This window comes from Alteromonas sp. WD8-37 (assembly GCF_055326825.1).
In genome coordinates this window covers 234,089-257,371 of the sequence record NZ_JBUZOV010000002.1, presented here as the reverse complement: position 1 = coordinate 257,371, position 23,283 = coordinate 234,089, and the positions used below count along the sequence as shown (strand labels likewise).

23 protein-coding genes and 1 other RNA gene are annotated in these 23,283 nt (G+C 52.5%); 11 read left to right on the top strand and 13 right to left on the bottom strand.

The genetic code is table 11. From position 1 onward, the window contains the following. The first annotated feature begins 255 nt into the window (after window positions 1-255). Window positions 256-1,401, top strand: a complete 1,146-nt coding sequence (gene metK / locus ACTUJZ_RS06605; protein ID WP_463635502.1) for a methionine adenosyltransferase — start codon at window positions 256-258, stop codon at window positions 1,399-1,401. Here the strand turns inward: metK and ACTUJZ_RS06600 are convergent, their stop codons facing one another. Then, window positions 1,402-1,920: a CYTH domain-containing protein gene (locus ACTUJZ_RS06600; protein WP_463635501.1), complete on the bottom strand. Its 519-nt coding sequence runs from the start codon at window positions 1,918-1,920 to the stop codon at window positions 1,402-1,404. 258 nt (window positions 1,921-2,178) lie between these two features. Here ACTUJZ_RS06600 and ACTUJZ_RS06595 point away from each other — a divergent pair, with 258 nt between their 5' ends. Next, entirely contained in the window at window positions 2,179-2,679 is a 501-nt protein-coding gene (locus ACTUJZ_RS06595) for a hypothetical protein (protein ID WP_463635500.1), read from the top strand. A gap of 20 nt (window positions 2,680-2,699) precedes the next feature. Here ACTUJZ_RS06595 and ACTUJZ_RS06590 read toward each other — a convergent pair whose 3' ends face one another. Then, entirely contained in the window at window positions 2,700-3,194 is a 495-nt protein-coding gene (locus ACTUJZ_RS06590) for a 3'-5' exonuclease (protein ID WP_463635499.1), read from the bottom strand. Window positions 3,195-3,385: 191 nt separating this feature from the next. Between ACTUJZ_RS06590 and ACTUJZ_RS06585 the strand changes: the two genes are divergently transcribed. The 5 genes from ACTUJZ_RS06585 (at window position 3,386) to ACTUJZ_RS06565 (ending at window position 10,582) form a co-directional block, all read left to right on the top strand. Then, window positions 3,386-4,582 carry an ABC transporter substrate-binding protein gene (locus ACTUJZ_RS06585; protein ID WP_463635498.1) on the top strand — a complete coding sequence of 399 codons (1,197 nt, stop codon included), beginning with the start codon at window positions 3,386-3,388 and terminating at the stop codon, window positions 4,580-4,582. A 3-nt stretch (window positions 4,583-4,585) separates the two neighbouring features. Further along, complete coding sequence (locus tag ACTUJZ_RS06580; protein WP_463635497.1) at window positions 4,586-7,453, top strand: ATP-binding protein; 2,868 nt, start codon at window positions 4,586-4,588, stop codon at window positions 7,451-7,453. Between the two features lie 141 nt (window positions 7,454-7,594). Next, on the top strand, window positions 7,595-8,335 hold the full coding sequence (locus tag ACTUJZ_RS06575) for a hypothetical protein (protein WP_463635496.1): 741 nt from the start codon (window positions 7,595-7,597) through the stop codon (window positions 8,333-8,335). Then, complete coding sequence (locus tag ACTUJZ_RS06570) at window positions 8,319-9,677, top strand: O-antigen ligase family protein (RefSeq protein WP_463635495.1); 1,359 nt, start codon at window positions 8,319-8,321, stop codon at window positions 9,675-9,677. Before ACTUJZ_RS06575 ends, ACTUJZ_RS06570 begins: the two co-directional genes overlap by 17 nt. 179 nt (window positions 9,678-9,856) lie before the next feature. Further along, a complete protein-coding gene (locus tag ACTUJZ_RS06565; RefSeq protein WP_463635494.1) occupies window positions 9,857-10,582 on the top strand; it encodes a SapC family protein in 726 nt (241 codons plus the stop codon). Window positions 10,583-10,624: 42 nt separating this feature from the next. Here ACTUJZ_RS06565 and rnpB read toward each other — a convergent pair. Beyond that, window positions 10,625-10,982: RNase P RNA component class A (gene rnpB / locus ACTUJZ_RS06560), an RNA gene on the bottom strand. Between the two features lie 487 nt (window positions 10,983-11,469). Here rnpB and ACTUJZ_RS06555 point away from each other — a divergent pair. Beyond that, window positions 11,470-12,045: a hypothetical protein gene (locus tag ACTUJZ_RS06555; protein WP_463635493.1), complete on the top strand. Its 576-nt coding sequence runs from the start codon at window positions 11,470-11,472 to the stop codon at window positions 12,043-12,045. Window positions 12,046-12,101: 56 nt separating this feature from the next. On the opposite strand, the gene ACTUJZ_RS06550 is transcribed toward ACTUJZ_RS06555, so the two are convergent. Beyond that, a complete protein-coding gene (locus ACTUJZ_RS06550) occupies window positions 12,102-12,824 on the bottom strand; it encodes a YebC/PmpR family DNA-binding transcriptional regulator (protein WP_463635492.1) in 723 nt (240 codons plus the stop codon). Window positions 12,825-12,920: 96 nt separating this feature from the next. After that, window positions 12,921-14,021 carry a cell division protein ZapE gene (gene zapE, locus ACTUJZ_RS06545; protein WP_463635491.1) on the bottom strand — a complete coding sequence of 367 codons (1,101 nt, stop codon included), beginning with the start codon at window positions 14,019-14,021 and terminating at the stop codon, window positions 12,921-12,923. A gap of 335 nt (window positions 14,022-14,356) precedes the next feature. On the opposite strand from zapE, the gene ACTUJZ_RS06540 reads away from it, so the two are divergent. The 3 genes from ACTUJZ_RS06540 (at window position 14,357) to ACTUJZ_RS06530 (ending at window position 17,499) form a co-directional block, all read left to right on the top strand. Next, window positions 14,357-14,803 carry a ZapG family protein gene (locus ACTUJZ_RS06540; RefSeq protein ID WP_463635490.1) on the top strand — a complete coding sequence of 149 codons (447 nt, stop codon included), beginning with the start codon at window positions 14,357-14,359 and terminating at the stop codon, window positions 14,801-14,803. Window positions 14,804-14,878: 75 nt separating this feature from the next. Continuing rightward, window positions 14,879-16,246, top strand: coding sequence for a DegQ family serine endoprotease (locus tag ACTUJZ_RS06535; protein ID WP_463635489.1), 1,368 nt, complete (start codon window positions 14,879-14,881; stop codon window positions 16,244-16,246). A gap of 191 nt (window positions 16,247-16,437) precedes the next feature. Then, on the top strand, window positions 16,438-17,499 hold the full coding sequence (locus tag ACTUJZ_RS06530; protein WP_463635488.1) for a trypsin-like peptidase domain-containing protein: 1,062 nt from the start codon (window positions 16,438-16,440) through the stop codon (window positions 17,497-17,499). A 25-nt stretch (window positions 17,500-17,524) separates the two neighbouring features. Here ACTUJZ_RS06530 and ACTUJZ_RS06525 read toward each other — a convergent pair whose 3' ends face one another. The 8 genes from ACTUJZ_RS06525 to ACTUJZ_RS06490 all read right to left on the bottom strand — a co-directional run bounded on the left by ACTUJZ_RS06525 (window position 17,525) and on the right by ACTUJZ_RS06490 (window position 22,724). Next, window positions 17,525-17,761, bottom strand: coding sequence for a hypothetical protein (locus tag ACTUJZ_RS06525; RefSeq protein WP_463635487.1), 237 nt, complete (start codon window positions 17,759-17,761; stop codon window positions 17,525-17,527). Window positions 17,762-18,114: 353 nt separating this feature from the next. Further along, window positions 18,115-19,380: a UDP-N-acetylglucosamine 1-carboxyvinyltransferase gene (gene murA, locus ACTUJZ_RS06520; RefSeq protein ID WP_463635486.1), complete on the bottom strand. Its 1,266-nt coding sequence runs from the start codon at window positions 19,378-19,380 to the stop codon at window positions 18,115-18,117. Window positions 19,381-19,394: 14 nt separating this feature from the next. Then, window positions 19,395-19,652 (bottom strand): BolA family protein, encoded by a 258-nt coding sequence (locus ACTUJZ_RS06515; protein ID WP_463635485.1) that lies wholly within the window; start codon window positions 19,650-19,652, stop codon window positions 19,395-19,397. A 33-nt stretch (window positions 19,653-19,685) separates the two neighbouring features. Continuing rightward, window positions 19,686-19,994, bottom strand: a complete 309-nt coding sequence (locus tag ACTUJZ_RS06510; protein ID WP_463635484.1) for an STAS domain-containing protein — start codon at window positions 19,992-19,994, stop codon at window positions 19,686-19,688. Beyond that, entirely contained in the window at window positions 19,991-20,647 is a 657-nt protein-coding gene (locus ACTUJZ_RS06505) for an MlaC/ttg2D family ABC transporter substrate-binding protein (RefSeq protein WP_463635483.1), read from the bottom strand. The genes ACTUJZ_RS06510 and ACTUJZ_RS06505 overlap by 4 nt, the downstream gene beginning before the upstream one ends. A gap of 20 nt (window positions 20,648-20,667) precedes the next feature. Then, entirely contained in the window at window positions 20,668-21,141 is a 474-nt protein-coding gene (gene mlaD, locus ACTUJZ_RS06500) for an outer membrane lipid asymmetry maintenance protein MlaD (protein WP_463635482.1), read from the bottom strand. Window positions 21,142-21,150: 9 nt separating this feature from the next. Beyond that, on the bottom strand, window positions 21,151-21,927 hold the full coding sequence (gene mlaE / locus ACTUJZ_RS06495) for a lipid asymmetry maintenance ABC transporter permease subunit MlaE (RefSeq protein ID WP_463635481.1): 777 nt from the start codon (window positions 21,925-21,927) through the stop codon (window positions 21,151-21,153). Further along, window positions 21,924-22,724, bottom strand: coding sequence for an ATP-binding cassette domain-containing protein (locus tag ACTUJZ_RS06490; protein WP_463635480.1), 801 nt, complete (start codon window positions 22,722-22,724; stop codon window positions 21,924-21,926). Before ACTUJZ_RS06490 ends, mlaE begins: the two co-directional genes overlap by 4 nt. Between the last annotated feature and the right edge of the window lie 559 nt (window positions 22,725-23,283).

Here is a 23,283-nt window from a genome sequence, read left to right as displayed (position 1 = left end):
TGGCTCACTGCGATGAAATGGCCCGGGATTTGAAAAAATTGAAACTATTCTTACCTAACCGATAGCCTACTGCAATGGGTTTTCGGCCCCAGCCAGCTTAAAGCGTCCAATTCGTGGGTGGCGGTAAGCGGCAATAGCTGTCAAGCAAAGCTGACAAACAGACTTTTAGACGTCCAGAAGTAAAGACTGGCATTCTATATTTCTTCTAGTACAATTAACGCCATTATCAGGCCAAACAAACCTTACGGAGTCATCATGGCAACGCAGTTATTTACATCCGAATCCGTTTCCGAAGGGCATCCTGACAAAATCGCTGATCAGATTTCTGATGCGGTGTTGGATGCCATTCTTGAACAGGACCCCAAAGCCCGTGTGGCATGCGAAACATTCGTCAAAACCGGCATGGTACTGGTAGGCGGCGAAGTGACCACATCGGCCTGGGTGGATATTGAAGAACTGACCCGTCAAACGGTAAAAGAGATCGGCTACACCCATTCTGACATGGGCTTTGATGCCGACTCCTGCGCGATTTTAAATGCCATCGGCAAACAGTCACCGGATATCAACCAGGGTGTAGATCGCGCCGCACCGGAAGAACAGGGTGCCGGGGACCAGGGCCTGATGTTTGGGTATGCCAGCAATGAAACCGATGTACTGATGCCAGCGCCGATTACCTATGCGCACCGCCTGGTGCAAAAGCAAGCCGAAGTACGTAAATCCGGTAAGCTGGATTTTTTGCGCCCGGATGCCAAAAGCCAGGTTACCTTTGTCTATGAAAACGACCAGCCGGTCGGCGTCGACGCTGTTGTATTGTCGACCCAGCATTGCGACAGCGTGACCACCGAGCAGGTGCGTGAAGCCGTGATGGAAGAGATCATCAAACCAGTACTGCCGGAACAGTGGCTGACTCGCTCTACCCGCTTTCATATCAATCCCACCGGCCGATTTGTAATTGGCGGCCCGATGGGTGATTGCGGCCTGACCGGGCGCAAAATCATTGTTGATACCTACGGCGGCATGGCCCGTCATGGTGGCGGCGCATTTTCGGGTAAAGATCCGTCTAAGGTTGACCGCTCAGCAGCGTATGCCGGCCGCTATGTGGCCAAGAATATTGTGGCTGCCGGCCTGGCCGAGCGCTGCGAGATCCAGATCTCTTACGCCATTGGTGTGGCCGAGCCGACGTCCATCAGTATCGAAACCTTTGGTACAGGAAAGGTGGACGAGAAGACCTTGGTGGCGCTGGTGCGTGAACAGTTTGATCTGCGCCCGTATGGTCTGATTAAGATGCTCGACCTGGAGCGGCCGATTTATCGCCCCACCGCGGCCTATGGCCACTTTGGCCGCGATGCGTTCCCATGGGAGCAAACCGATAAAGCCGACGCGCTGCGTCAGTCGCTGTAACTAGCCGGCAAATCCTGCCTGGCTGGCCGGCATGGTCAGTTCAGGCAGGCCATATTTTATTAGGGCCAGCATGCTAAAGCTTTTGTTAGCAGTCACTTCTGCTCCGGCAAACGACGGCGGTGTAAAGCGGTGGCTGGCCAGTTCTGTATCAAAGCCCATGCGCAACAAGCGCAGCGGCGCTAAATTCCCGGCATAATCTTCAACCACCGCATGGCCGGTGCGGCACTCCAATGTGGTTCGGGTAAAGGCCATACGCCGGCCTAATGTGTGCGGCCAGATTTGCGCAAATTGTGGCTCAGCCAATGGCACGATGAGGCTGGGTGTCAGCAAATGTTTTTGCCTGCAGCCAGGCGGTTGTTGACTCACTTCCAGGCTATAGCGCCCGCCCACATCCACCACTGTCACCGTTTTATCTGGCTCCACAGCCACCAGCCCCAGTTTGATAAAGGTCACCGGCTGCCCGTCCACTGGTGCATCAGTGATCAAAAATATTCGCTCAAACGCCCAGTGTGTTGGCATAGGAGTGTCTCCGCCTGATGATGAAAAGAAGAAAGTTGTTATGCTCGGTCAAACCCTGATCTGGGCTGGCAAGCTTGTGCATCAAAGGCACATTTGGGATTGCCCCATTATCTAAAAAGCTAGTCGGCAATGGGCATTTTTGCCAGCAAAATTCGCGCTGGTTGTTTTTTAAACTACACTGAAATTATTACCGTAGAAAATGGCATAAGCAGAACGCTGCGGCGCTAAACCAGGGCCAAAAAAAATGGACGTAATACAATGAAATTAAAGGTAATTTTATTAAGCATCGGGATCATGCAAGGAAGCTGGGCGTGGGCAGCTGCGCCCTTGGACATTCCTGCGCCAGCGTCGGTTACGCAAGTCATTAATTCGCAATATCAGACGGATATGTCATTTAACAGCCTACGCTTGCCGCGCTGGTCATTTCGGGTGAATGTCAGCCGTGAACTGCCCCGCGACACTGTGTGGATTGATGAAATAGATAATTTGCGCCCCATCGATTCCATTCGGCTACAGGCCCATCGAGCACTGGATGCTGCGCACTCCCAGCGCATCTTTGCGGCGCTGCAAACCAGTAACACGCATCATTATCACACCCCCAATCGGGTTTATTTGCCAGACAATGCGGGTATTGCTGCCGCCCTGGGCTGGGAGCTCGGTCAGACAGAGACGTTAAACCTGGCGGTCGAATATGAATACCGTGAAGTGGGTGAGCTGGAATTAAGCAGCGTAGTGATAGGGGTGCAGTATTTTTTCTGATAACAATGTTTAGCGGCCCATCAGCCGGGCAACGACGCCATGTAGGTTAACTGGATCAGTTCGGCATCCGAGCTGGCCCGGTGGCGTCGCTCATGAAACTGGCTCAACAGCCGCTCTTTTTCCCGCTGCCACACATCCATTTGAGCTTCTTTAAGCAAAAAATCCAGCGATGACACCCGAAAATTCATGCTCATGGCAGCGGCATCAAACAGCTTGATAAGCCATGGATAATCCACCACCCAGCCATCGCAATACACGGTTTGAGCGGTGATAAAGCTATTTAGCTGCTGGCACACCGTAGTCACATCCCGGCCGTAGGTGAACAATTCCTGTCGGTTAATCCCATGCAAGGCCTGCGCGCTATCATCCCAATGCTGCCAGTTGGGCTGTGGTCGGATCAGGCAACAATAGCGCTCACCATCATCACGGATCACCCCCACTTCAATCGGGTAGCTGTCAGGACCAAATCCCGAGGCTTCCACATCAATAATGGTAGGCGGCCGCGCTGCCGGCATAGGGTCTCTCCTTAAGGTAAAATAAGATGATTTAGCAACATTTGCACATTGGATGTTTGCCACCCGACACTCTAATTACGCAATATCTTACTGTTCCGCTTAGTTTGATCACATCCTTTGTCTAATTGCATGTCACGCAAGACCTTCTATGCTGTGATCACGATGAATTTTTTTTAACGTAAGATGTCGATATGGCTGTTCGCACTTTTTTCTTTTTAATGAGCTTGTTACTGCCTTTTTTCGCAGTAGGATCGCCCGCCGCTGCGAATGAAACCGCCACTAAAGCGCCTCTTATCATTGCCATCAACGCTGATTTCAGCACGGTGGCGGTGGAAGGTGGCAACGCCATTGCCCAGGGGGTGCAACTGGCGGTCAACGAACTTAATCAAGCCGGAGGAATTTTAGGCCGCCCGCTCCAGGTGATCCACAAGGATCACCGTGGCAATCCAGGGCGCGGGCTGGCTAACCTACAATCCTTGGTCAAACTGGATAACCTGCTGGCGGTGATGGGCGGAGTCCATACCCCGGTGGCCATTGCCGAGTTGGGGACCGTGCACCAGCACGATTTATTGTACTTGAGCCCCTGGGCGGCCGGCACCCCATTAGTAGATAATGGTTTTGAACCCAACAACGTGTTTCGCGTGTCGATTCGCGATAGCGAAGCTGCCGAGGTACTCATCCGCCATGCTAAAGCCATGGGCCATCAACGCATCGCTCTGGCGCTGGAGCGCACTGGTTGGGGCCGCTCCAACGTAACCTCACTGACCCAGGCCGCTCAGCAACAGGGCATAGAGATTGTAAAAATCACCTGGATCAATTGGCAGCAGTCGACCTTTTTGCAGGATGCCCAGGCCATTGCCGACAGCGCTGCCACAGCAGTGATTCTGGTAGCCAATGCGCCTGAGGGCGCCACTATCACCCGCGCTTTGCACCAAGTCATGGGTGACAACATGCCGGTGATTTCGCATTGGGGAATTGGCAGTGGAAATTTCAAAAATCTGGTGGGCTCGTCTATCCTTGCTAGCATGGACATTTCGGTGATCCAGACATTTAGTTTTTTACATCAGACCCACGCCCGCGCCCAGCACCTGTATCAGGCGTACGCGCAGGCATACGGTCCGGTTGCGCATAAACATGCTGTACCGGCGGTGGTGGGCCTGGCTCATGCGTATGATTTGGTCCACTTGTTGGCGTTAGCTGCTAAACAGGCCGGCACCACTGAGGCAGCCAGCTTGCGGGTAGCCCTGGAGCAATTGCCGCCCTACCAGGGCGCGGTTAAAACCTATGCGCCGGCATTTTCGCACGCACGGCACGATGCCCTGTGGGCTGATGATTATTTTATGGCAAAACTTGATAAACACGGGCATTTGATCCCTATTCAGAGGTAACCCATGGCCGACAAGCTGTCGCTGGCGCAACTATTACAACGGACGTTATTGCCCAAGTTACTGGCAGCCTTGTTTGCGATTTGCCTGGTGTTAGGCGCAATGGCGGTGTACTTCGCCCAACAACAAGTGGCTGATACCCAACGTGTTCAGGTAGCACAGGTCCGCGATGACCTGCAAAATAATCTAAACGACACATTGTTGCTACTGGAAAGCATCGCGGCCAACGATATCATTATCAACAGTTTTATCGACCTGCAGCAACGCGACACCTATCTGCCGCTATTTTTTCGCACGCTGCGTTTGAGCCGGGCTCAGAATATGGGGCTGGCTTTATACGATTTTGCTGGCACCCCCATCATCGATAAAAACTGGCCGGGCACCCTGCCCCCGGCACTGGTTACCTATTGGCAAGGCAGTGTGCTGGAACAGGGGCGTTCGGTCAGTTTGCTGGGCGAACATGGTGCGTTACTGGCGGTACCGGTTTATTTGGGCACGTCGGTGGAGGGCGCTCTAGTGGTGCACAGTCCTTCCATTGATCATTTGATTTACCAGCGCACCGACGAAGCCACCCACTTTGTCACCGATGAAATGGGCACTGTACTCTACTCATCAGCACCCTCGGTGCTACAGCCTGGCCAGGCCTTTGTAGCCGGCCGGTTTGCCAGTTGGGTGATTCACTCCGATAGCTGGCAAAATGTAAACATTCATTCTATGGCACCGCTGACCACAGCTTACCAACCGGTATTTTGGCTGTTGCCGGTATTATTGAGCTGCATCGGCGGCGCATTGGTGGTGAGCTTGTATGCCATGCGACGCTCGGCGCGATTGGCTGCGGCCACCCTTTCCGATTTGTACACTTCCATTGCCAGTGGTTTGCAATTTCAAAACCCACATGTCGCCGCAGCGCCACACGATGAAGCCAAAGAGCTAAGCAACATTCGCAATGCATTTAATCAGCTCACGACCAATTTAATGACCATCACACTGTCTAACCGACAGTTTTCCAATGTGATTGACTCGCTGGAAGAAGTGTTGGTGGTGCTGGATACCCATAACCGAATATTGTTATCCAACCATCAGTACCAAGCTCTGGCGCGTGATTGTGCTTTTTCCCAAAAAACCCTTAATCAGATTCTGGATAAGATAGACAATCAGACAGACACCCTGGACCAGCAGTACCAACATACTGAACAGGGTCCGGTCACCATAAAATGGATGCAGCTGCCCTTTGTTAACGAGCAGCGCGAAGTCATCGGCAAAATTTTAGTCGGCAATGACATAACCGCCCGGCGCACGCTGGAAAGCCGCAACCGTCTAATGACCCATGCTATGGAATCTGCCACGGTGGCCATCGCCATCGGTCAATTGCACGATGGTATGCTATCCATCGTGTATGTGAACGACTTCTTCACCAAGCTTTCGGGCTTTAGTTTTGCCGATGCCAAGGGCAAACCCATGACCCTCCTTACCGGCATTGCCAGTGGGATTGAGAATCTACGCCTGATTAAAAAACGGGTCAGTGAGGGCAAGCCCATTGATCAAACCCTGTGCCTGCATCATCGCACGGGGCGCACGTTTCATGCCCGGGTGATCTTAAACCCGGTTACCGATGGTGAGACAGTGACTCACTATGTGGCATTTTTCCAGGATGTGACAGAACAGGAAAAAGCCCGCCAGTATCTGGAAGAAGCGCGCCAAAAAGCCGAAGATTCTGCGCGTATGAAATCCAGCTTTTTAGCCAGTATGAGCCATGAGGTACGCACCCCCTTACACGGCATTGACGGCACCCTGAAACTGCTGGACAAAACAGCGCTGGATAACAGCCAGCAGCATTATTTATCGCTGGCGTTACAAAGTCTGCGCAATTTGCAGCATATCGTGGATGACATTCTCGACTTTTCCAAAATCGAAGCTGGCCAGCTTAAGATCGAAGCCATCTCGTTTAATCTGCCCTTGCTCATAGACACCATTGTGCAGCAGTATGAGCCACTATGTGCGCAAAAACATATCGACCTGCAGGTGCAAACCACCTTTCAAGGAATCGAGCAGGTCCAGGGCGATCCCGTCCGGCTGCGACAGATTCTGGGCAACTTGTTAAGTAATGCGGTGAAGTTCACTGAAAATGGGCAGGTTCGCCTGTCACTTGCGCTTAAAAGCGATAAAAACAATTGGAAACTCACCGGCAGCGTACGCGACTCGGGGATAGGTATCGCCGACGACAAACTGGCCTCGATTTTTGATGTGTTTACCCAGGAAGACAGCACCACCACGCGCCGGTTTGGTGGGACCGGACTGGGCCTGGCCATCACCCGCCAACTTTGTCAGTTGTGCAAAGGTGACATCACGGTGCAAAGTGAAAAAGGGGTGGGTAGCCAGTTTATCTTTACCCTACAGCTGCAAAAATGCTCGCATGCGCTGTATCAGTTACCCAGCAGCACAGTGACAAAAGCCGATGCCGAGCGCTCGCGGGTGGCCCGCGTGCTGCTGGTGGAGGATAACGAAATCAATCAGCTTATCGCCCGGGAAAATATGCCCAAGCATAAAGTGATGACGGCCGGGAATGGCAAACAGGCCCTTGCGGCACTGCAACAAATCAAAACGCCGTTTGATATAATCCTCATGGATTGCCACATGCCGGAAATGGACGGATTTGAAGCCACCCGCCGGATCCGGGCTGGTGAAGCGGGTGAACGAAATATGCATATTCCGATTATCGCGCTCACTGCCAATGCCATGAAAGGCGATCGCGAATTCTGTCTGGAAGCCGGCATGACCGACTATATTGCCAAACCCTTCTCCGCCCCGCAGCTTGAGGCTGTGATCCAGGACAATCTGGCTCCCTGCGCCTCCGCGGCAGCACAAAACGAATAAGGTAGCCCCGCCTAAGATAGGATACAGTACTCATGGTCGGAACACCTCCTCTAGATGGCCAGGCTTACGATGCACCGGTCAACATGGTCTGGTCAGTGTCTGCAACCGTACAACCTGTGACGAAATGATGTGATTTGTTTGATGCCAACGCCTTCTGCTGCCACTGCCAGCCGCTTAAATACACTACGCATCCACAGCCGTAGCCGCCGGATAGTGGGGATTGTTCTGCTTATCGCCGCAGTGTGTGGCGGGTTGTGGGGACTGCGCGCTGGCACCGCCTATTTTGCCGCCCACCGGATGGCCAATCAGGTCAATGACTGGTTCAGCGGCCAGCGCCTGCCGGATACAGCTCAACTCGCCCAGGCGATGCAGCAGCTTGAAGCCGCCGCACAGGTATTGCCGCATGACGGAGCAGTGCACACCACACTGGCCAAACTGTATTTTGTTCAAGGTCAGCATGCCACCAGCCAGCATTATTTTGACGCTGCCCACCAGGCCCTGCTTGCAGCACAGCGCGCTCGGCCCAGTCATTTTGGCCCGCTGGCTTTACAGGTGTTGGTCTATGCCCACACCGGACCGCAACAGCAAATGATCGATGCGCTAAGCACAGTGTTACAGATGGCGCCGTACGAAAAGCAGGTCCAGGAATGGGTCGGCCCAGTTGTCGTGCAGCATTGGTATAGCTTGCCACCAATCGTTCAGCAGCAAGCGATCCCCATGATCACTGGCGCTTTGCGCGAACCGTCTACCCGTGAGATTTTACTGGCCGCCATGGCCCGCCACAAAATCGTGTCGCCGTTTACCTGTTGCTCCCCCAACCGGGAAACTTCTGCCAGATTACGTATATTAGAAGCGCAGGCGGTCAATGATATTTACCAGTGATCCCTTTGGCGCGCTGGGCCGCTTTGCCCTGATCAGTATGGTGCTGATTGTGCCCTGGCTACATGGCGCCGAGTTGCCGTTTGAGCAGCTGTTTATAGTTAGCCCTATGTTACTGGTACTAAGCTGCCTATTGCTGGCTCATCGTCCGCTGTCATCGCTCAGTCGCAGCGCCTGGGCGGTGGTGATATGGCTGGTGGGCTGGCTGCTGTATAGCGCTCTGTTTTTGATGCCGGTGCCCATGAGCTGGGTAGCCTGGCTCAACCCGGCTGCTGCCATTTGGCAGCAGAACTTAGCGCCTGGCGGCAGTGCTCACCTCACCGTGGGCTGGCAAGCCAGTGCGCTGGAGCTGCTTAAATTTGCCGGTTTGGTGACTGGCTTATTGCTGGTGTGGGCGGTATGCAAAACACGCCAGCGCGTGGTCCAGCTGGCCTGGGCTATTGTGGTCGGCGGCACCCTGACCGCGCTGTATTCTCAGCTTAATTACGCCACCGGTGGCGACTATGAAGTAGTGGCCGCTATTCCGCCATGGGATTTTAGCTGGCAGGAGGGGATCCGCGGCACCTTTAGCTATAAAAACCAATATGCTCTGTATATGGTGATTTGCGTGTGCCTGGCACTCGGCCTGACAGCGGACGCAGCTCTGGCCCGGCCACAGCGCAATCGGGCTGTGATGGCAGGCAGTGTAGCCAGTCTCATCATGCTGTTAACCTTGCTCAATACCAGTTCTCGGGGGGCATTGTTGGCACTACTGCTGGCTGCCGGACTGTGCATCTTGTTATTGCTGGCTCGCCAGCGTTCGCTGTGGACAGTGATTGTTCAGCCTAAGTGGCTGGCCGGCGGGGCGGTGTTGCTGATTCTGGCCGGGGCCGGCTTTACCCAGACCTCCATTTATGAACGCTTCAGTAGCCAGGCAATGGCGGATAACGGTCGTACTCTGCTACGGCAGACCGCCACCGAAGCCTGGATGCAGTCGCCCTGGCTGGGCACCGGGCCCGGCACCTATCCGCTGGTTCAACATCAGTACAAACCGCTGGAGCTGGGTAATTCGCAAATGTCTAAACGTGCCCACAATGATTATCTGGAAACCCTGGCCAGTCAGGGTCTGATCGGCTTTTTTCTGTTGGCGGTGCCCCTGGTGCTTTTGCTACACCGCTGTTTCAAGGTGTCGGTACTACCGCAGCATAATGGTCTGCTGCTGGGCATTCAGACCGCCACACTGGCGTATTTAATTCAGGCCAGCTTCGATGTGAACATCGGTGTGCTGGTGTTACCCATGCTGTTTATTCTGCTACTGGCCATGGCCTGGCAGCTTAGCCCCCACGGCCGTCGTCGTACTGAGTAGTCCACCGGCACTGCCACTAGCCTTTTTTTACCCCCATCACAATGATAGTGTAGCGGGCCGCTGACGGCGGCGTTTACACTTTTTTTACCTTTGCATGAACAAATCGTCTGCTGACGTGCGTATGTATGCCGATTACTCGGAATATTTTTTTATTTGTCAGGTTACCCTAGGAGATTGTGATGTCACATTTTGTTGCGCTTAATCCTCATCAGCATAACCAGCTAAAGATTCGCCCTGACAAAGTAGCCCAAACCGGTGCCCAAGAACACACTGTGCCTGTGGTGCTCAGTGAGTTCAGTGACCTAATCATCCAGTACCCCATTGTGTTTACCAAAGATGCCGAAACCGGCCAGTTTATTTGTTCTGCCCTGTTAGGGTTTGAAGAAGGTGAAAATTTATTCTGGCACAACGAGCGCTGGGAAGGCTTGTACATTCCGGCGCATATTCAGCGGCGGCCGTTTTATATCGGCCAGCAGCACGATGAAGAAGGCGACCACCACATGGTGTGCATCGACACTGACAGCACCGCGGTCAGTGATGAAGATGGCGAACCGTTATTTGATGACAAGGGCCAGCCCACCACACTAATGGCGGATAAACAGGAGCTGTTAGCATTGCTGCTGGAAGGCAAGCAGCAAACCCGGGCCTTTATCAAAGCGTTGGTAGAACTGGATTTGCTTACCCCTATCTCGCTGGACATTGGCTTTGTGGACAACAGTCATAAAAAAGTCGAAGGCATTTACACCATTGATGAAGATCGGCTGGCCAACCTGTATGGCGAAACGGTGGCCATGCTGCACGAGCGCGGCTTTTTAGCGCCGGCTTACACCATGCTGGCTTCTCACGCCCACATTTATGATTTGATAAATCGTAAAAATGCGCGTTTGAGCGAGAAAAAGCACTAATTGAAGATGTCCAGGCCCCGCCAGGGGGTCTGTAATCAAAAGAGGGGGAGTTGGCCGATAAGCCGGGTTCTGTCGTAGGCAATCATTCCTCTAGGCCAGCAATCGCTCACTGGCTCCAGCAACCTACCCGATCCCCGCGCGGGCCGCACTTAACGGGATCCTATTTGGTCTTGCTCCGGGTGGAGTTTACCGTGCCACAAACTGTTGCCAGCTGCGCGGTGCGCTCTTACCGCACCCTTTCACCCTTACCGGTACATTGCTGTACTTAGGCGGTTTACTCTCTGCTGCACTGGTCGTCGGCTCGCGCCGCCCAGACGTTATCTGGCACCCTGCCCTATGGAGCCCGGACTTTCCTCCCCTTGTTAGCACGCTAACAAGCGGCGATTGCCTGGCCAACTCCGCGGCTCATTCTACCCGAGTCGGCAAGCAATTACGATAGCGGTTTGATGAAAGTACGGGATAGCGACGAAGGTGACGGTGTTTCTGTCATGGCCGCGCACGCTGCCATCTCCGTGCATACTCGCGGTATGTGACTTAGTCAGGTATCCAGGGAGGTTCCGGCTTTCGCCGGAATGACGGTTGTTTGGAGATCCCCGCTTTCAACGGGACACCGGGGCTCGTATGAGCCTGGTCCAGTGACAATACTTTTTCAGTTAAGGCCGTGCGGGTTGTCGTAACCTCGCTAGGTAGAAAATTCCAACTTCAACAAACACAAATTCTTGTGTCAGAAAATTTTACACTCTCTAATACTTTTTTATTAGATTAATCGTAACGATTTGAATTATAAGGGAGTTAATTACTGGCCTCATTATTGCTAAGTCGCTCCAGACATGCGTTTTACCTTATTAACAAAATTTTAAATAAGAAAAAAATATTCAGGAAGATTTATGAAAATCAGAGGTATTCAGGGTTTTGCTGCGGCGTTGGCGTTAACTTTTAGCAGCCTGGCAAATGCAGGATTGATCGAGTTTGAATTTAACGGCGTTGGGTCCGGCACATTTGATGGTATTCCATTCGAAAACAAGCAAGTGACATTTACCGAGTTCTCCAATACAGACAACATTGTATCGTGTGGTGCAAACTGCCTGTCTCTGGCCTCTGACAATTCCACCGTACATATTGACAGTTTCGGTCTGTTTGACTTTATTACACCCACACGAGTGTTTCATAACGGTAATTTACTCGGGCTTTCTCGTGCTAGTGGCGCTGACTTGTTTAATACTTTTTTCATCCCAGACTATGATCTGGCCTCAACGTTAAGCCCGATTGAAGACATTCTGTTGTTTGTGCAATGGGATATGATACCGGTCGAAACATCTGGCGGCACTCTGGTGTTCAATGACGGCAGTACACAAGCCACTTTTGAAGCCCGACTGATAAATGTGTCTGAGCCTGCTTCACTGGCAGTGTTTGCATTAGGCTTACTCGTTCTGATAAACAGGCGATTGAAGCCAAACGCGTAATATAAATCAAAAAGCCCTCATACAAGAGGGCTTTTTGATTGTTGTGTCAGTGGCCGTTATTTCGGCAAATTAGCGTTATGATAGACATCCTGCACATCGTCGCAGTCGTTAAGCATATCCATGAACTTTTCAAACATCGGCAAATCTTCTTCGCTGATATCGGTTTCGGTCTGGGGGATGAAAGTAATTTCTTCGGTTTCCAGGCTTAACTCTGGATAGGCTTCGGCCAGTGCGGTTTTGACATTATTAAATTCGGTATGCGGCGCATACACAGTGATCATGCCATCATCGGCTTCCACTTCAGTGACATCCACATCCGCTTCCATCAATACTTCTAGCACTGCATCTTCGTCATCGCCGGCAAACTGGAATACTGCCTGATGATCAAACATATGACTAACCGCGCCCGGGCCGCCAATTTTTGCATTGGTCTTGGTAAAGCAGTTGCGTACATCGGTAATGGTACGGTTGGCGTTGTCCGTCAGACAGTCGACAATCACCATACAATTGCCCGGGCCGAAGCCTTCGTAGCGCGCGGGTTCATAATTTTCACCGGCACCGCCGGCAGCTTTGTCGATGGCTTTATCGATAACATGCGCCGGCACCTGGTCTTTTTTGGCTTTGTCCATCAAACGGCGCAGCGACAGGTTGGTCTCCGGATCGGTGCCGCCATTTTTGGCGCACACATAGATCTCTTTACCGTATTTTGAATAAACCTTGGTTTTGGCGCCGGCGGTCTTGGCCATGGCTGCCTTTCTTACTTCAAATGCTCTTCCCATCGTGGTTCTCTTGTTGATGCGGGCGCCGCTGACTGGCGCCGGTCTTAAATTTTGTCCGGTGAAGTGTACCCAGAAACACCGCGGCAATACAGTGCTTTAAGGCAAGTGCTGTTCTGCCAGGTAATCGTGCGACTGCATTTCTTTTAAGCGGCTCAGGCAGCGCCTAAATTCAAAAGTTAGTTTGCCTTCGGTATATAGCTTATCCAGCGCCACTTCGGCTGAAATAATCAGCTTAACATGGCGCTCGTAAAATTCGTCAACCATGGCAATAAAGCGGCGTGCGGTATCGTCGTTGTGCTGCCCCATCTGGCGCACATTGGCAAGCAACACCGAATGATAACACCGGCTGATTTCAATGTAGTCGCTTTGGCTGCGCGGCCCTTCACACAAAGCCTTAAATTCAACCATCATCACGCCATCGGCGTTCCAGCAGGTTTGAATATGCCGGTTATTGATTTCAATCACCGCATTCTCGGTCCCCTTTTCAGGTGCCAGTTGCACAAAGTATTCATTTAAATTAGCCGTGGCCGCAGCATCCAGCGGGTAGTGATAAATCTCGGCTTGTTCAAGGGTGCGCAGGCGATAATCAATGCCACTGTCGACACTCACCACCTCGGTATGCTTGTTAATAAGTGCGATGGCTGGCAAAAAGCGCGCGCGTTGTAAGCCGTTTTTATACAATTCATCAGGCACAATATTGGAAGTGGCCACCAGTGAAATGCCATGGCCGAACAGCTCCTGCATCAGCGTGCCCAGAATCATGGCATCGGTGATATCCGAGACGAAAAACTCATCAAAACAAATGATACGGGTTTCTTTGGCCAGTTTGGCGGCAATGATTTTAAGCGGGTCCTGAGACTGAGGCAGCTGTTTAAGCTCATCATGCACCCGATGCATAAAGCGATGAAAATGCACCCGCATTTTTTTGTCAAACGGTAGGCATTCGTAAAAGGTGTCCACCAGATAGGTTTTGCCACGGCCCACCCCCCCATAAAAATATAAGCCTTTGACCGGCTCAGGCGCTGGCGCCTGACCAAACCAGCTTTTTACCCGGGTGGCCAGCGACCGGCTTTCCTGCACCTGATTGACCAGGTCATCATATAAACGCTGCAACTGGCGTACAGCATTTTCCTGCGCCGGATCGTGATGAAAATCGGGCTGCTCCAGATCCGCTTGATAACGTTCCCACGGTGTCATGACTACTACATCTCCGGCCAAACTAAAATATATAATTAGCTGCACCGACCTGCTTGAAAAAGGCCGGCCTTGCGCTTATTTTGTTCCCAAAAACAGGTAGAATTGCGTACGATTGCATTACTCGCCTGTGGGAGTACCCGTACCAGCTTTAGCGGCTGACAGTGTTGCAATCATACCTTATTCATGGTGTGGTGAAAAAGCTCACCACAACGTCAATTTTAACCGTCACATCAGTCGCCTGCGCGCGGGCTGTCAGCCTGAACCTGGTGTGTGCAATCACAGTAGTAAGTAAAGTAAGCAGCTGAATACCGGCGCTGAATTTATCGGAGAACTAAATGGAAGTGTTAATTCCTGTTGCGTTATTAGTGGTCGGTTTGATCATCGGCTTTTTTGTAGCCCGCTATCGGTATGCCAATGACAGCAATGGCAAGGCAGCCAAACAGGCGGAAAAAAATGTGAAAGAGATCATGGCGCAGCAAGCCGATCATCATTTCCACCAGACCCGCCAGATTGTAGATACCCTGGAGAACCAGTGTCAGTCACTGCGTATGCAGCTGGAAGAATATGAATCCCTGCTAAAAAATGGCAACGAGGATGACAATAGCGCTGTGCCATTCTACGGCGAGCAGGCGTCGACCTACCTGCGCAACAATTTGAAAGGCCGCGAAAAAGCCGCGGTAACCAGTGTGGCCAGCACCCAGCCCCGGGACTTTGCCAACTCAGGTTCGGGGTTGTTTGTCGACACCGAGGCGCCGTCGGCCGCAAACAAGAAGCAAAAATAGGAACTTTTCATACTTTTTTTGTGTCTGTCTGAAAACACAGACGTTTCGCAATAATCGTGAGGAGTGTAAGCGAACATGAATAAATCTTTTCGTCAGATTGCTGTGATTTCCGGGCTACTGGCCAGCACGGCGGCCATGAGCCTGCCGGCGCAGGCCGGGTTGCCGTTTTTTAGCGACGGCAAACAGGAAGTGCCATCGCTGGCGCCGATGCTGCAGGAGGCCACACCGGCGGTAGTCAGCATTTCGGTTGAAGGCACTCAGACCGCCCGGCAGCAAGTACCTGAGATGTTCCGTTACTTTTTTGGCGGCCCGCAGGAACAGCTGCAGGAGCGACCATTTCGAGGCTTAGGCTCCGGCGTGATTATTGATGCCGACAAAGGCTATGTGGTCACCAACAACCATGTGGTGGACAATGCCGATGAAATTACCGTCAAGCTTAAAGATGGCCGTGAGTTAAAAGCCAAAAAACTGGGTGCTGATGAGCAAAGCGATATTGCCCTGCTGAAAATCGACCCGGAAAATCTGACTGCGCTGCCCATTGCAGACTCCGATGCCATTTTGGTGGGTGATTTTGTAGTGGCCATTGGTAACCCCTTTGGCTTGTCACAAACAGTGACTTCCGGCATTGTTAGTGCGTTAGGGCGCTCCGGCCTGAACATTGGCGGCTACGAAGATTTTATTCAAACCGACGCGGCCATTAACCGCGGTAACTCTGGCGGTGCGCTGGTTAACTTAAACGGTGAATTGGTGGGCATCAACACTGCCATTTTTGGCCCCAACGGCGGCAATGTGGGCATTGGGTTTGCCATTCCCAGCAATATGATGAAAAACCTGGTCGATCAGATTGCCGAGTTTGGCGAAGTCCGCCGCGGTCTGCTGGGGATCCTGGGTCAGGATGTAGATGCTGCTTTGGCTGACGCCATGAATGTGCAGGTTAACCGTGGTGCGTTTGTCAGCGAGGTGCAGCCAGAGTCGGCAGCCGAAGCTGCTGGCTTGCAAGCCGGCGACATCATCACTGCGGTGAACGGTCGCAAGTTAAGCAGCTTCCGGGAACTGGCAGCGCGTATTTCCAGTATGGGCGCCGGTGCCGAAGTTGAACTGACTATTTTGCGTAAGGGCAAGACCGAAAAGGTCGAGGTGACCCTGGACGATGCCAGTGACACCCAAGTTACCGCGGCACAGCTTCACCCGGCACTAGAGGGTGCCGAATTGGCCAACGGAGAAGATGCAGCCGGCAATGCCGGGGTTGAAGTGGTAGAGCTGGCTCGTGGCAGCCCGGCCGCGCGCATCGGCCTGCAGCCAGAGGATGTGATTGTCAGTGTGAATCGCACCCGGGTCACGGCGGTGTCTGAGCTGCGCGATGCGTTGGAGCAGGCCCAGGGCGTGATTGCACTTAACATCAAGCGTGGTGCCTCGACCCGCTATCTGGTGATCCGCCAGTAACGCTGGCATTCCATAAGTATTTATAAGGCTGCCCTCACCGGCAGCCTTTTTTATTGATGCTCAAGAACTTAGCCAAACTGCTGCGGACAGATTGTTTTGGACATCTTTTTTAACGATGTTATTCTTGCTTGCACTATATACCCTGCCGCCGCCCGGCTGTTGGCGCATCGGCAGCCACTCATATAACCACGGTGTCGAGCAGGCCAGTGATTCGTTTTTTAGTTAACTCTGTCATCCTGGGTGTGGTAGTTGCGGCTATCATGCTGTTGTTGGTGCCCTCTTTGCGTGGCGGTTACACCCTGCCCGACTGGTTGTCTGCGCCCAGCGGCCATGCCGGCCGCAATAGCTATAAAGAAGCCATCAGCCGCGCTGGCCCGGCAGTGGTCAACATCTACAGTGTCAGCATCGAAAATGATGTGGGCTTGTTTCGAAGCCGCCCGCGGGAACGCACCAGTTTGGGCTCTGGGGTGATCATGACTGAGTCCGGCTACATTCTTACTTGTAACCATGTTGTGCAAAATGCTGACAGTATTGTAGTGGCTGTGCAGGATGGCCAGGTTATCGAAGCCCAAATTGTTGGTACCGATCAGTACACCGACCTGGCGGTACTCAAAGTCAAAGCCGAAAATCTTAACGTGATCCCGCAAACCGATGACCCGGCGGTCAGTGTCGGCGATATGGTGATGGCGATTGGTAACCCGTTTGATTTAGGCCAGACCGTCACTCATGGCATTGTCAGCCGCGCCGGCCGTACCGGGTTGTCGAACTTTGTGGATTTTATCCAGACCGATGCGGTGCTTAATCAGGGCAACTCTGGCGGCGCGCTGGTCGACAGTAATGGCTTGCTGGTGGGGATCACCAATGCCAACTTTCAGGTCAGAGATGGCCGCAATGGCGTGCGCAATGTGGACGGTATCAACTTTGCGGTACCTTATGAACTGGCCAAACGAGTGATGGATGAAATTATCACTGAGGGCCGCGTGACGCGGGGTCAACTGGGCTTTATCGGAAAAGAAATTCTCAATGGCCCGGGCGTGGCGGTGACCGCAGTGGCTAAGCAAAGTCCGGCGGCACAGGCTGGCTTACAACCTGATGATGTGATTTTAGCCATCAACGGCGTAAAGCTGGAAAGTGCAGCCAAAACGCTGGATATGATCGCAGAAACTCAACCAGGCACAACGCTGGAGCTGCGGGTCAGTCGTAATGGAAAAGTAATGTCGATGGAAGTGACGGTGGCAGAGCTGGGCGGATAACCGGCTCTGCCACCGCAAGTCCGGCTCAGCCGTTATTGACTTTGCCGGGTGATTTTTTTTGCTGAGGAGACGGCTTGTTCTCCTGATGCGCTGTTTTAAGCCCATCGTCATGATTTTCGTCTGCCAGTGCGTATGGCGGCTCCCCGATAAACAACATTGTCATCACCATCAGCGCGAACAGCACGGTGGGGATGGAATGGCGGAGCTCTAGGTATGGACGAAGCCGAAAGATAACGTATTTCAAACCAACTTTTCCCTGCATACGTACGTTAACACCTCTTTTATTCTTATCATCTCTGCGCTTTTGGGAGACTGTTTTGTTGGCATCCTGCCAACCACAAACATGACACCGCTACATGGCGTACAACCAAACCGCAACTCAAAGCGAAGATTATCGAGAGTATACTGTATTTAATTTAAGATGCATCACCCAAGGACATTATTTTGTCAGATTCGGCCATGATCCGGGTATTTTGTCATCACCCACCGTATGCCAGCCTATGCGTAACTGATTAGATTTTATGCATGCGTGTTAACATGATGTAAGCACACATAAAAAACGCTGCTCCAAGGCAGCGTTTGTATAATTACGTAAGAAAACCATTTAGTCGGGCATTAGTGAGTATCTTTGACCCGGCTGATAATACCACCCAACCCGCTAAGCTTTTGCTCAATGGCTTCATAGCCACGGTCCAGATGATAAATGCGCGTCACATGGGTCTCACCGTCGGCAATCAGGCCGGCAATGACCAGGCTGGCTGAGGCGCGTAAATCGGTAGCCATGACTGGCGCGCCGCGCAACTTGGATGAGCCTTTCGACACTGCACTGTTGGCTTCCAGGGCTATCTCTGCCCCCATACGCTGTAATTCAGGCACATGCATAAAGCGGTTTTCAAAGATGGTTTCGGTGACTACCCCAGTACCTTCGGCTACGCAGTTGAGGGTGACAAACTGCGCCTGCATATCGGTAGGAAATGCCGGGTGCGGCGCGGTTTTCACCTGGACCGCTTTGGGTTTGCGCCCTTCCATATCCAGTTCAATCCAGTCGTCACCACAGGTGATCTTAGCGCCTGCCTGCTGCAGTTTATTTAGTACTGCATCCAGGGTTTCTGGTGCAGCGTGAGTGCAGCGAACTTTACCGCCGGTCACTGCTGCGGCCACCAAAAAAGTGCCGGTTTCGATACGATCCGGTAATACCCGGTAGTCGCAGCCGTTAAGCGCAGGGACACCTGTGATGTGGATGGTGTCATTGCCGGCGCCGCGAACCTGCGCGCCCATTTGGTTCAGACAGTTAGCCAAATCCACAATTTCGGGCTCGCGGGCCGCGTTTTCCAGCACCGTCTCACCGTCTGCCAGCGCCGCTGCCATCATCAGATTTTCGGTGGCGCCGACACTGACCATGTCCATAAAGATACGTGCGCCTTTTAAGCGACCATCTACATGGGCACGAATGTAGCCTTCTTCCACTTCAATGTGCGCGCCCATTTGCTCCAGGCCCGCCAGATGTAAATTGACCGGCCGCGCTCCAATGGCACACCCGCCCGGCAAAGACACATTGGCTCTGCCGTGCCTGGCCAGTAACGGGCCGAGTACCAGAATCGAAGCCCGCATGGTTTTCACCAGGTCATAAGACGCTGTAACACTGTGCAGGTCTGCAGCAGTCAGACGTACTTCATCGCCTTCACACACCACCGCCACGCCCAGCTCTTTAAGCAGCGCGGTGGTAGTGTTGATATCCCGCAAAGCCGGCACATTAGTGTAACGGCATTGCTGATCGGTCAGCAGGCTGGTCATCAATAACGGCAGCGCCGCATTTTTGGCCCCAGAGATGCGCACATCACCATGCAGCGCCGGTGATTTTTTTATGACAAGTTTATCCACAAGACAGGCTCAGATTATTGCGCTACATGAAACTGACGCTCACGCTGCCAGTCTGCTTCGCTGAAGGTTTTTATGGAAATAGCATGCATGCTGCCATCGGCGATTTTGTCAGTCAGTGGCCCATAAATGGCCTGTTGACGTTTGACCCGGCTCATCTGGGCCAGCTCATCACTGACCGCAATAATGGTAAAATGTGAGCCATCACTTTTTACGTGGACTTCGGCCAGGTTCAATGCTTCTTTCAACATTGCTTCAATTTCAGCTAGTTGCATAAATCTTGTTGCTCTATTGGTATTACTTAAACACTATTGTACAGGTAAAAGGCCGGCGGCGTCGCTGATTTTAGCCAGCTTGGTCAGCTTTTCAGGCACGGCCTTAAAGGTGATCGCCACCTGTTGCTGACGACCATCGCGTACGGCGTTAATCAACCAGGCTAACCCGGCACTGTCGACCCGCTCAACTTCACTTAAATCCATTACACAGTTACCACGCTGGCGTAGTTGCTGTTGCTTTGCGCTGGCCAGGCTGGGCCACCAGTTTTTGGATAGGGTATCGCGGTCCAGGTGGCCATGAATATTGACCACCCCGTTATCGTCGACCTGAAACAAACTCACGCGGTTTTCTCTGGGTCGAGCTCTTCTTTGAGCTGCACCGGATTGGCAATTTTTTCCTGCATCAGCGCAATGACTTTATCAATGCCTTCCTGACGAATGATGGTTTCAAACTCGCTGCGTTTGCTGTCTAGCATGCTGATCCCTTCGGCCACCATGTCAAAGGCGCGCCACTCATTGGTTCTGGAGTCTTTACGCACTTTAAATGCAACCTTGATTTCCGGCCGGCTGGGATCCTTAACAATCGCCCGTACCACCACATAGCTGGAGTCGCCCACTTCCTGGGCCGGTTCGAATACTACTTCCTGGTTATCATAGTAGCTCATCGCTACTGCATAGGTGGTGATCAAGTATTCGCGAAAGACTTTCACAAACTCAGCCAGCTTATCGCGCGGTACCGAGGCGGCATGCTTGCCCAACACTTTATAAGCGGCAAATTTGTAATCCACGTGAGGCAGCAATTCTTCTTCCATGATGACGCGCATCTTCTCAGGATCGTCTTTAATGCCGTCCTGGCTATCTTTGATGCGATCAAAGGTTTGCATGGCCACATCTTTGATCATCACATATGGATTATCGTCATTCGCTTCTTGCGCCTGCACAGCGCTGGTTGCCAACAGCATGGTCATGCCTACGGCGGTCATAAATTTTTTCACGGGAATTCTCCTGCTATACATTATTCTTCACTGTCACCACGATTAAACAAAAACTGGCCAATCAGGTCTTCCAAAACCAGCGCCGACTTGGTGTCCTGCAAATAATCGCCATCTTCTAAATTGGCGATACCGTCAAAAGAAAAGCCAGGCTGAAAACCCACATACTGTTCACCCAGCAGGCCTGACGTTAAAATTGAAACCGAACTGGTTTCAGGAAACTCGCTGTATTTTTTCATAATGCTCAGCTCGACCACCGGTGTGTAGTCTTTTTTATCCAGACTGATGGACGCTACCCGACCTACGGTGACCCCGCCCACTTTGACTGCCGAGCGCTCTTTGAGGCCACCGATATTGTCAAACTTGGCATACAGGGTGTATGAATCCTCACTGGTCGCCATCGACTGGTTAGCCACCTTTAATGCCAGCAGCAAGACCGCGCCAATGGTCAGGACCACAAATACGCCAACCAGTAGCTCTGCTTTATGTTTTGTCATGTTGTTCCCTTACTCAATTCCAAACATCAGGGCGGTAAGCACAAAGTCCAGCCCCAGTACTGCTAAAGATGAAAATACCACGGTTTCCGTGGTGGCCTTGCTGATCCCTTCCGAGGTCGGAATAGAATCATAGCCTTTAAATATGGCAATCCAGGTCACAACCAGGGCAAAAACCAGGCTTTTTATCACCCCATTGCCCACATCTGAGCCCCATTCCACCGACGATTGCATCAACGACCAGTAACTACCGCCATCAACGCCTAACCAGTCAACGCCCACCAGGTGGCCGCCCAGGATCCCCACCGCACTGAAGATGACCGCCAGCATAGGCATCGAGATCACCCCCGCCCAAAACCGCGGTGACACCACCCGGCGCAACGGATCTACCGCCATCATTTCCAGGCTGCTCAATTGCTCGGTGGCTTTCATCAGACCAATTTCTGCGGTAAGCGCCGAGCCAGCACGGCCGGCAAACAGCAAGGCGGTGACCACCGGCCCCAATTCGCGTAGCAGTGACAATGCCACCATCGGCCCCAGGCTGCCCTCGGCGCCATAGTCGACCAAAATGGTATAGCCTTGCAGTGCCATTACCATTCCGATGAATAACCCAGATACGATGATGATGAGCAAAGATTGCACACCTACAACATAAATTTGTTTAATGGTCAGCGGGATATTTTTCAGTTTGGGCATGGCGAACAATGCACCAAACAACATCAGGGCAGCCCGCCCCGCCGCACTGATCCGAGCGATGGTGTTTGCGCCTAAGGCCTGGATCGGATTCATGCGCGGTCTCCAAATAAAGCCGACTCTAGATTATCCGATGGATAATGAAACGGTACCGGCCCGTCTGCCTCACCTTTTAAAAACTGCTGTACCAGCGGCGAGTCACTGTTGCGGATCTCTTCGGCACTGCCTTCACCGATGATCTTTCGATCAGCCAGAATATAAATGTGGTCGGCGATGGTCATGACCTCGGTTACATCGTGGGTCACCACAATACTGGTCACATTCAACGCATCGTTCAGCTCTCGGATCAGCTTGACCAACACGCCCATAGAGATGGGGTCCTGGCCGGCAAACGGCTCATCGTACATGATTAAATCCGGGTCCAGCGCGATGGCCCGGGCCAGCGCCGCCCGCCGCGCCATGCCGCCAGAGAGCTCGCTGGGCATCATACGGCTGGCACCGCGCAGGCCCACAGCCTGCAACTTAAGCTTGACGATGGTATCAATGATGTCCTTGTCCAGCCGGGTATGTTCCTTGAGCGGAAACGCCACATTGTCGTGCACTGTCATATCCGTGAACAACGCGCCGCTTTGAAACAGCATGCTCATGCGCCGCCGGGTCTGATACAACTCACTGCGGCTCATGGCCACAATCGAGTCGCCGTCAAAACGGATATCGCCGGCATCTGGTTGCAGCTGCCCGCCAATCAATTTCAGCAGAGTGGTTTTACCAATCCCGCTGGGCCCCATCACCGCGGTAATTTTACCCCGGGGCACATGCAACGAAATATCGTCGTAAATAACCCGCTCGCCACGGCGAAAGGTCAAGTTGTCTATGTCGACTAAATTATCCATACCAACGCTTTAAAAATCCTTACTGTATAGGTGCGACCACCCGATTGCGTGGTGCGACTTTGTCTGCCCAGTCGCCACAAAGTTTACTGACCAGTGTAATTAGGTTCATTGTACGATGATTTCAACAGCGCGACCAAAAGGATTTAGTTACAAGTTATGTTCTAAAAAGCCGAATGGCATTCTTGTTCAAACCAACCATCCGGTGGTTTACCTGGCTCAAAGCAAGTGTCGGGCCAGGTGCCTGCATATGAAGATTTAAGACCGTTCTTCCACCGTCAGCTATTCACCTTGCCGACCAATTGATCAATTTGCACGACCAACCGCCACTATATCTGTCCCCCGGTGTTGCCTGAGCCACACACATTGTGGCCCTGTCACTGGACACCCACCTTCCTCACTGGACACCCACCTTCCTCACTGGACACCCACCTCCTTCGCTGGACACCCACCTCCTTCACTGGACACCCCCCCCCTTCACTGGACACCCACCCCCTTCACTGGACACCCACCTTCCTCACTGGACACCCATCTCAAATAAATGCGCCGGGCGATAAGCCCA

What these genes read in the sequence shown, in the direction of transcription:
- ACTUJZ_RS06525 (WP_463635487.1), bottom strand. Translation starts at nt 17,761, where the DNA reads ATGCAGGGAAAAGTTGGTTTGAAATACGTTATCTTTCGGCTTCGTCCA.
- ACTUJZ_RS06580 (WP_463635497.1), top strand. Translation starts at nt 4,586, where the DNA reads ATGGCCGACAAGCTGTCGCTGGCGCAACTATTACAACGGACGTTATTG.
- ACTUJZ_RS06585 (WP_463635498.1), top strand. Translation starts at nt 3,386, where the DNA reads ATGGCTGTTCGCACTTTTTTCTTTTTAATGAGCTTGTTACTGCCTTTT.
- ACTUJZ_RS06575 (WP_463635496.1), top strand. Translation starts at nt 7,595, where the DNA reads ATGCCAACGCCTTCTGCTGCCACTGCCAGCCGCTTAAATACACTACGC.
- ACTUJZ_RS06600 (WP_463635501.1), bottom strand. Translation starts at nt 1,920, where the DNA reads ATGCCAACACACTGGGCGTTTGAGCGAATATTTTTGATCACTGATGCA.
- ACTUJZ_RS06490 (WP_463635480.1), bottom strand. Translation starts at nt 22,724, where the DNA reads ATGGATAATTTAGTCGACATAGACAACTTGACCTTTCGCCGTGGCGAG.
- ACTUJZ_RS06515 (WP_463635485.1), bottom strand. Translation starts at nt 19,652, where the DNA reads ATGCAACTAGCTGAAATTGAAGCAATGTTGAAAGAAGCATTGAACCTG.
- ACTUJZ_RS06550 (WP_463635492.1), bottom strand. Translation starts at nt 12,824, where the DNA reads ATGGGAAGAGCATTTGAAGTAAGAAAGGCAGCCATGGCCAAGACCGCC.
- mlaE (WP_463635481.1), bottom strand. Translation starts at nt 21,927, where the DNA reads ATGAATCCGATCCAGGCCTTAGGCGCAAACACCATCGCTCGGATCAGT.
- mlaD (WP_463635482.1), bottom strand. Translation starts at nt 21,141, where the DNA reads ATGACAAAACATAAAGCAGAGCTACTGGTTGGCGTATTTGTGGTCCTG.
- ACTUJZ_RS06570 (WP_463635495.1), top strand. Translation starts at nt 8,319, where the DNA reads ATGATATTTACCAGTGATCCCTTTGGCGCGCTGGGCCGCTTTGCCCTG.
- ACTUJZ_RS06540 (WP_463635490.1), top strand. Translation starts at nt 14,357, where the DNA reads ATGGAAGTGTTAATTCCTGTTGCGTTATTAGTGGTCGGTTTGATCATC.
- ACTUJZ_RS06595 (WP_463635500.1), top strand. Translation starts at nt 2,179, where the DNA reads ATGAAATTAAAGGTAATTTTATTAAGCATCGGGATCATGCAAGGAAGC.
- ACTUJZ_RS06590 (WP_463635499.1), bottom strand. Translation starts at nt 3,194, where the DNA reads ATGCCGGCAGCGCGGCCGCCTACCATTATTGATGTGGAAGCCTCGGGA.
- zapE (WP_463635491.1), bottom strand. Translation starts at nt 14,021, where the DNA reads ATGACACCGTGGGAACGTTATCAAGCGGATCTGGAGCAGCCCGATTTT.
- ACTUJZ_RS06535 (WP_463635489.1), top strand. Translation starts at nt 14,879, where the DNA reads ATGAATAAATCTTTTCGTCAGATTGCTGTGATTTCCGGGCTACTGGCC.
- ACTUJZ_RS06555 (WP_463635493.1), top strand. Translation starts at nt 11,470, where the DNA reads ATGAAAATCAGAGGTATTCAGGGTTTTGCTGCGGCGTTGGCGTTAACT.
- ACTUJZ_RS06565 (WP_463635494.1), top strand. Translation starts at nt 9,857, where the DNA reads ATGTCACATTTTGTTGCGCTTAATCCTCATCAGCATAACCAGCTAAAG.
- metK (WP_463635502.1), top strand. Translation starts at nt 256, where the DNA reads ATGGCAACGCAGTTATTTACATCCGAATCCGTTTCCGAAGGGCATCCT.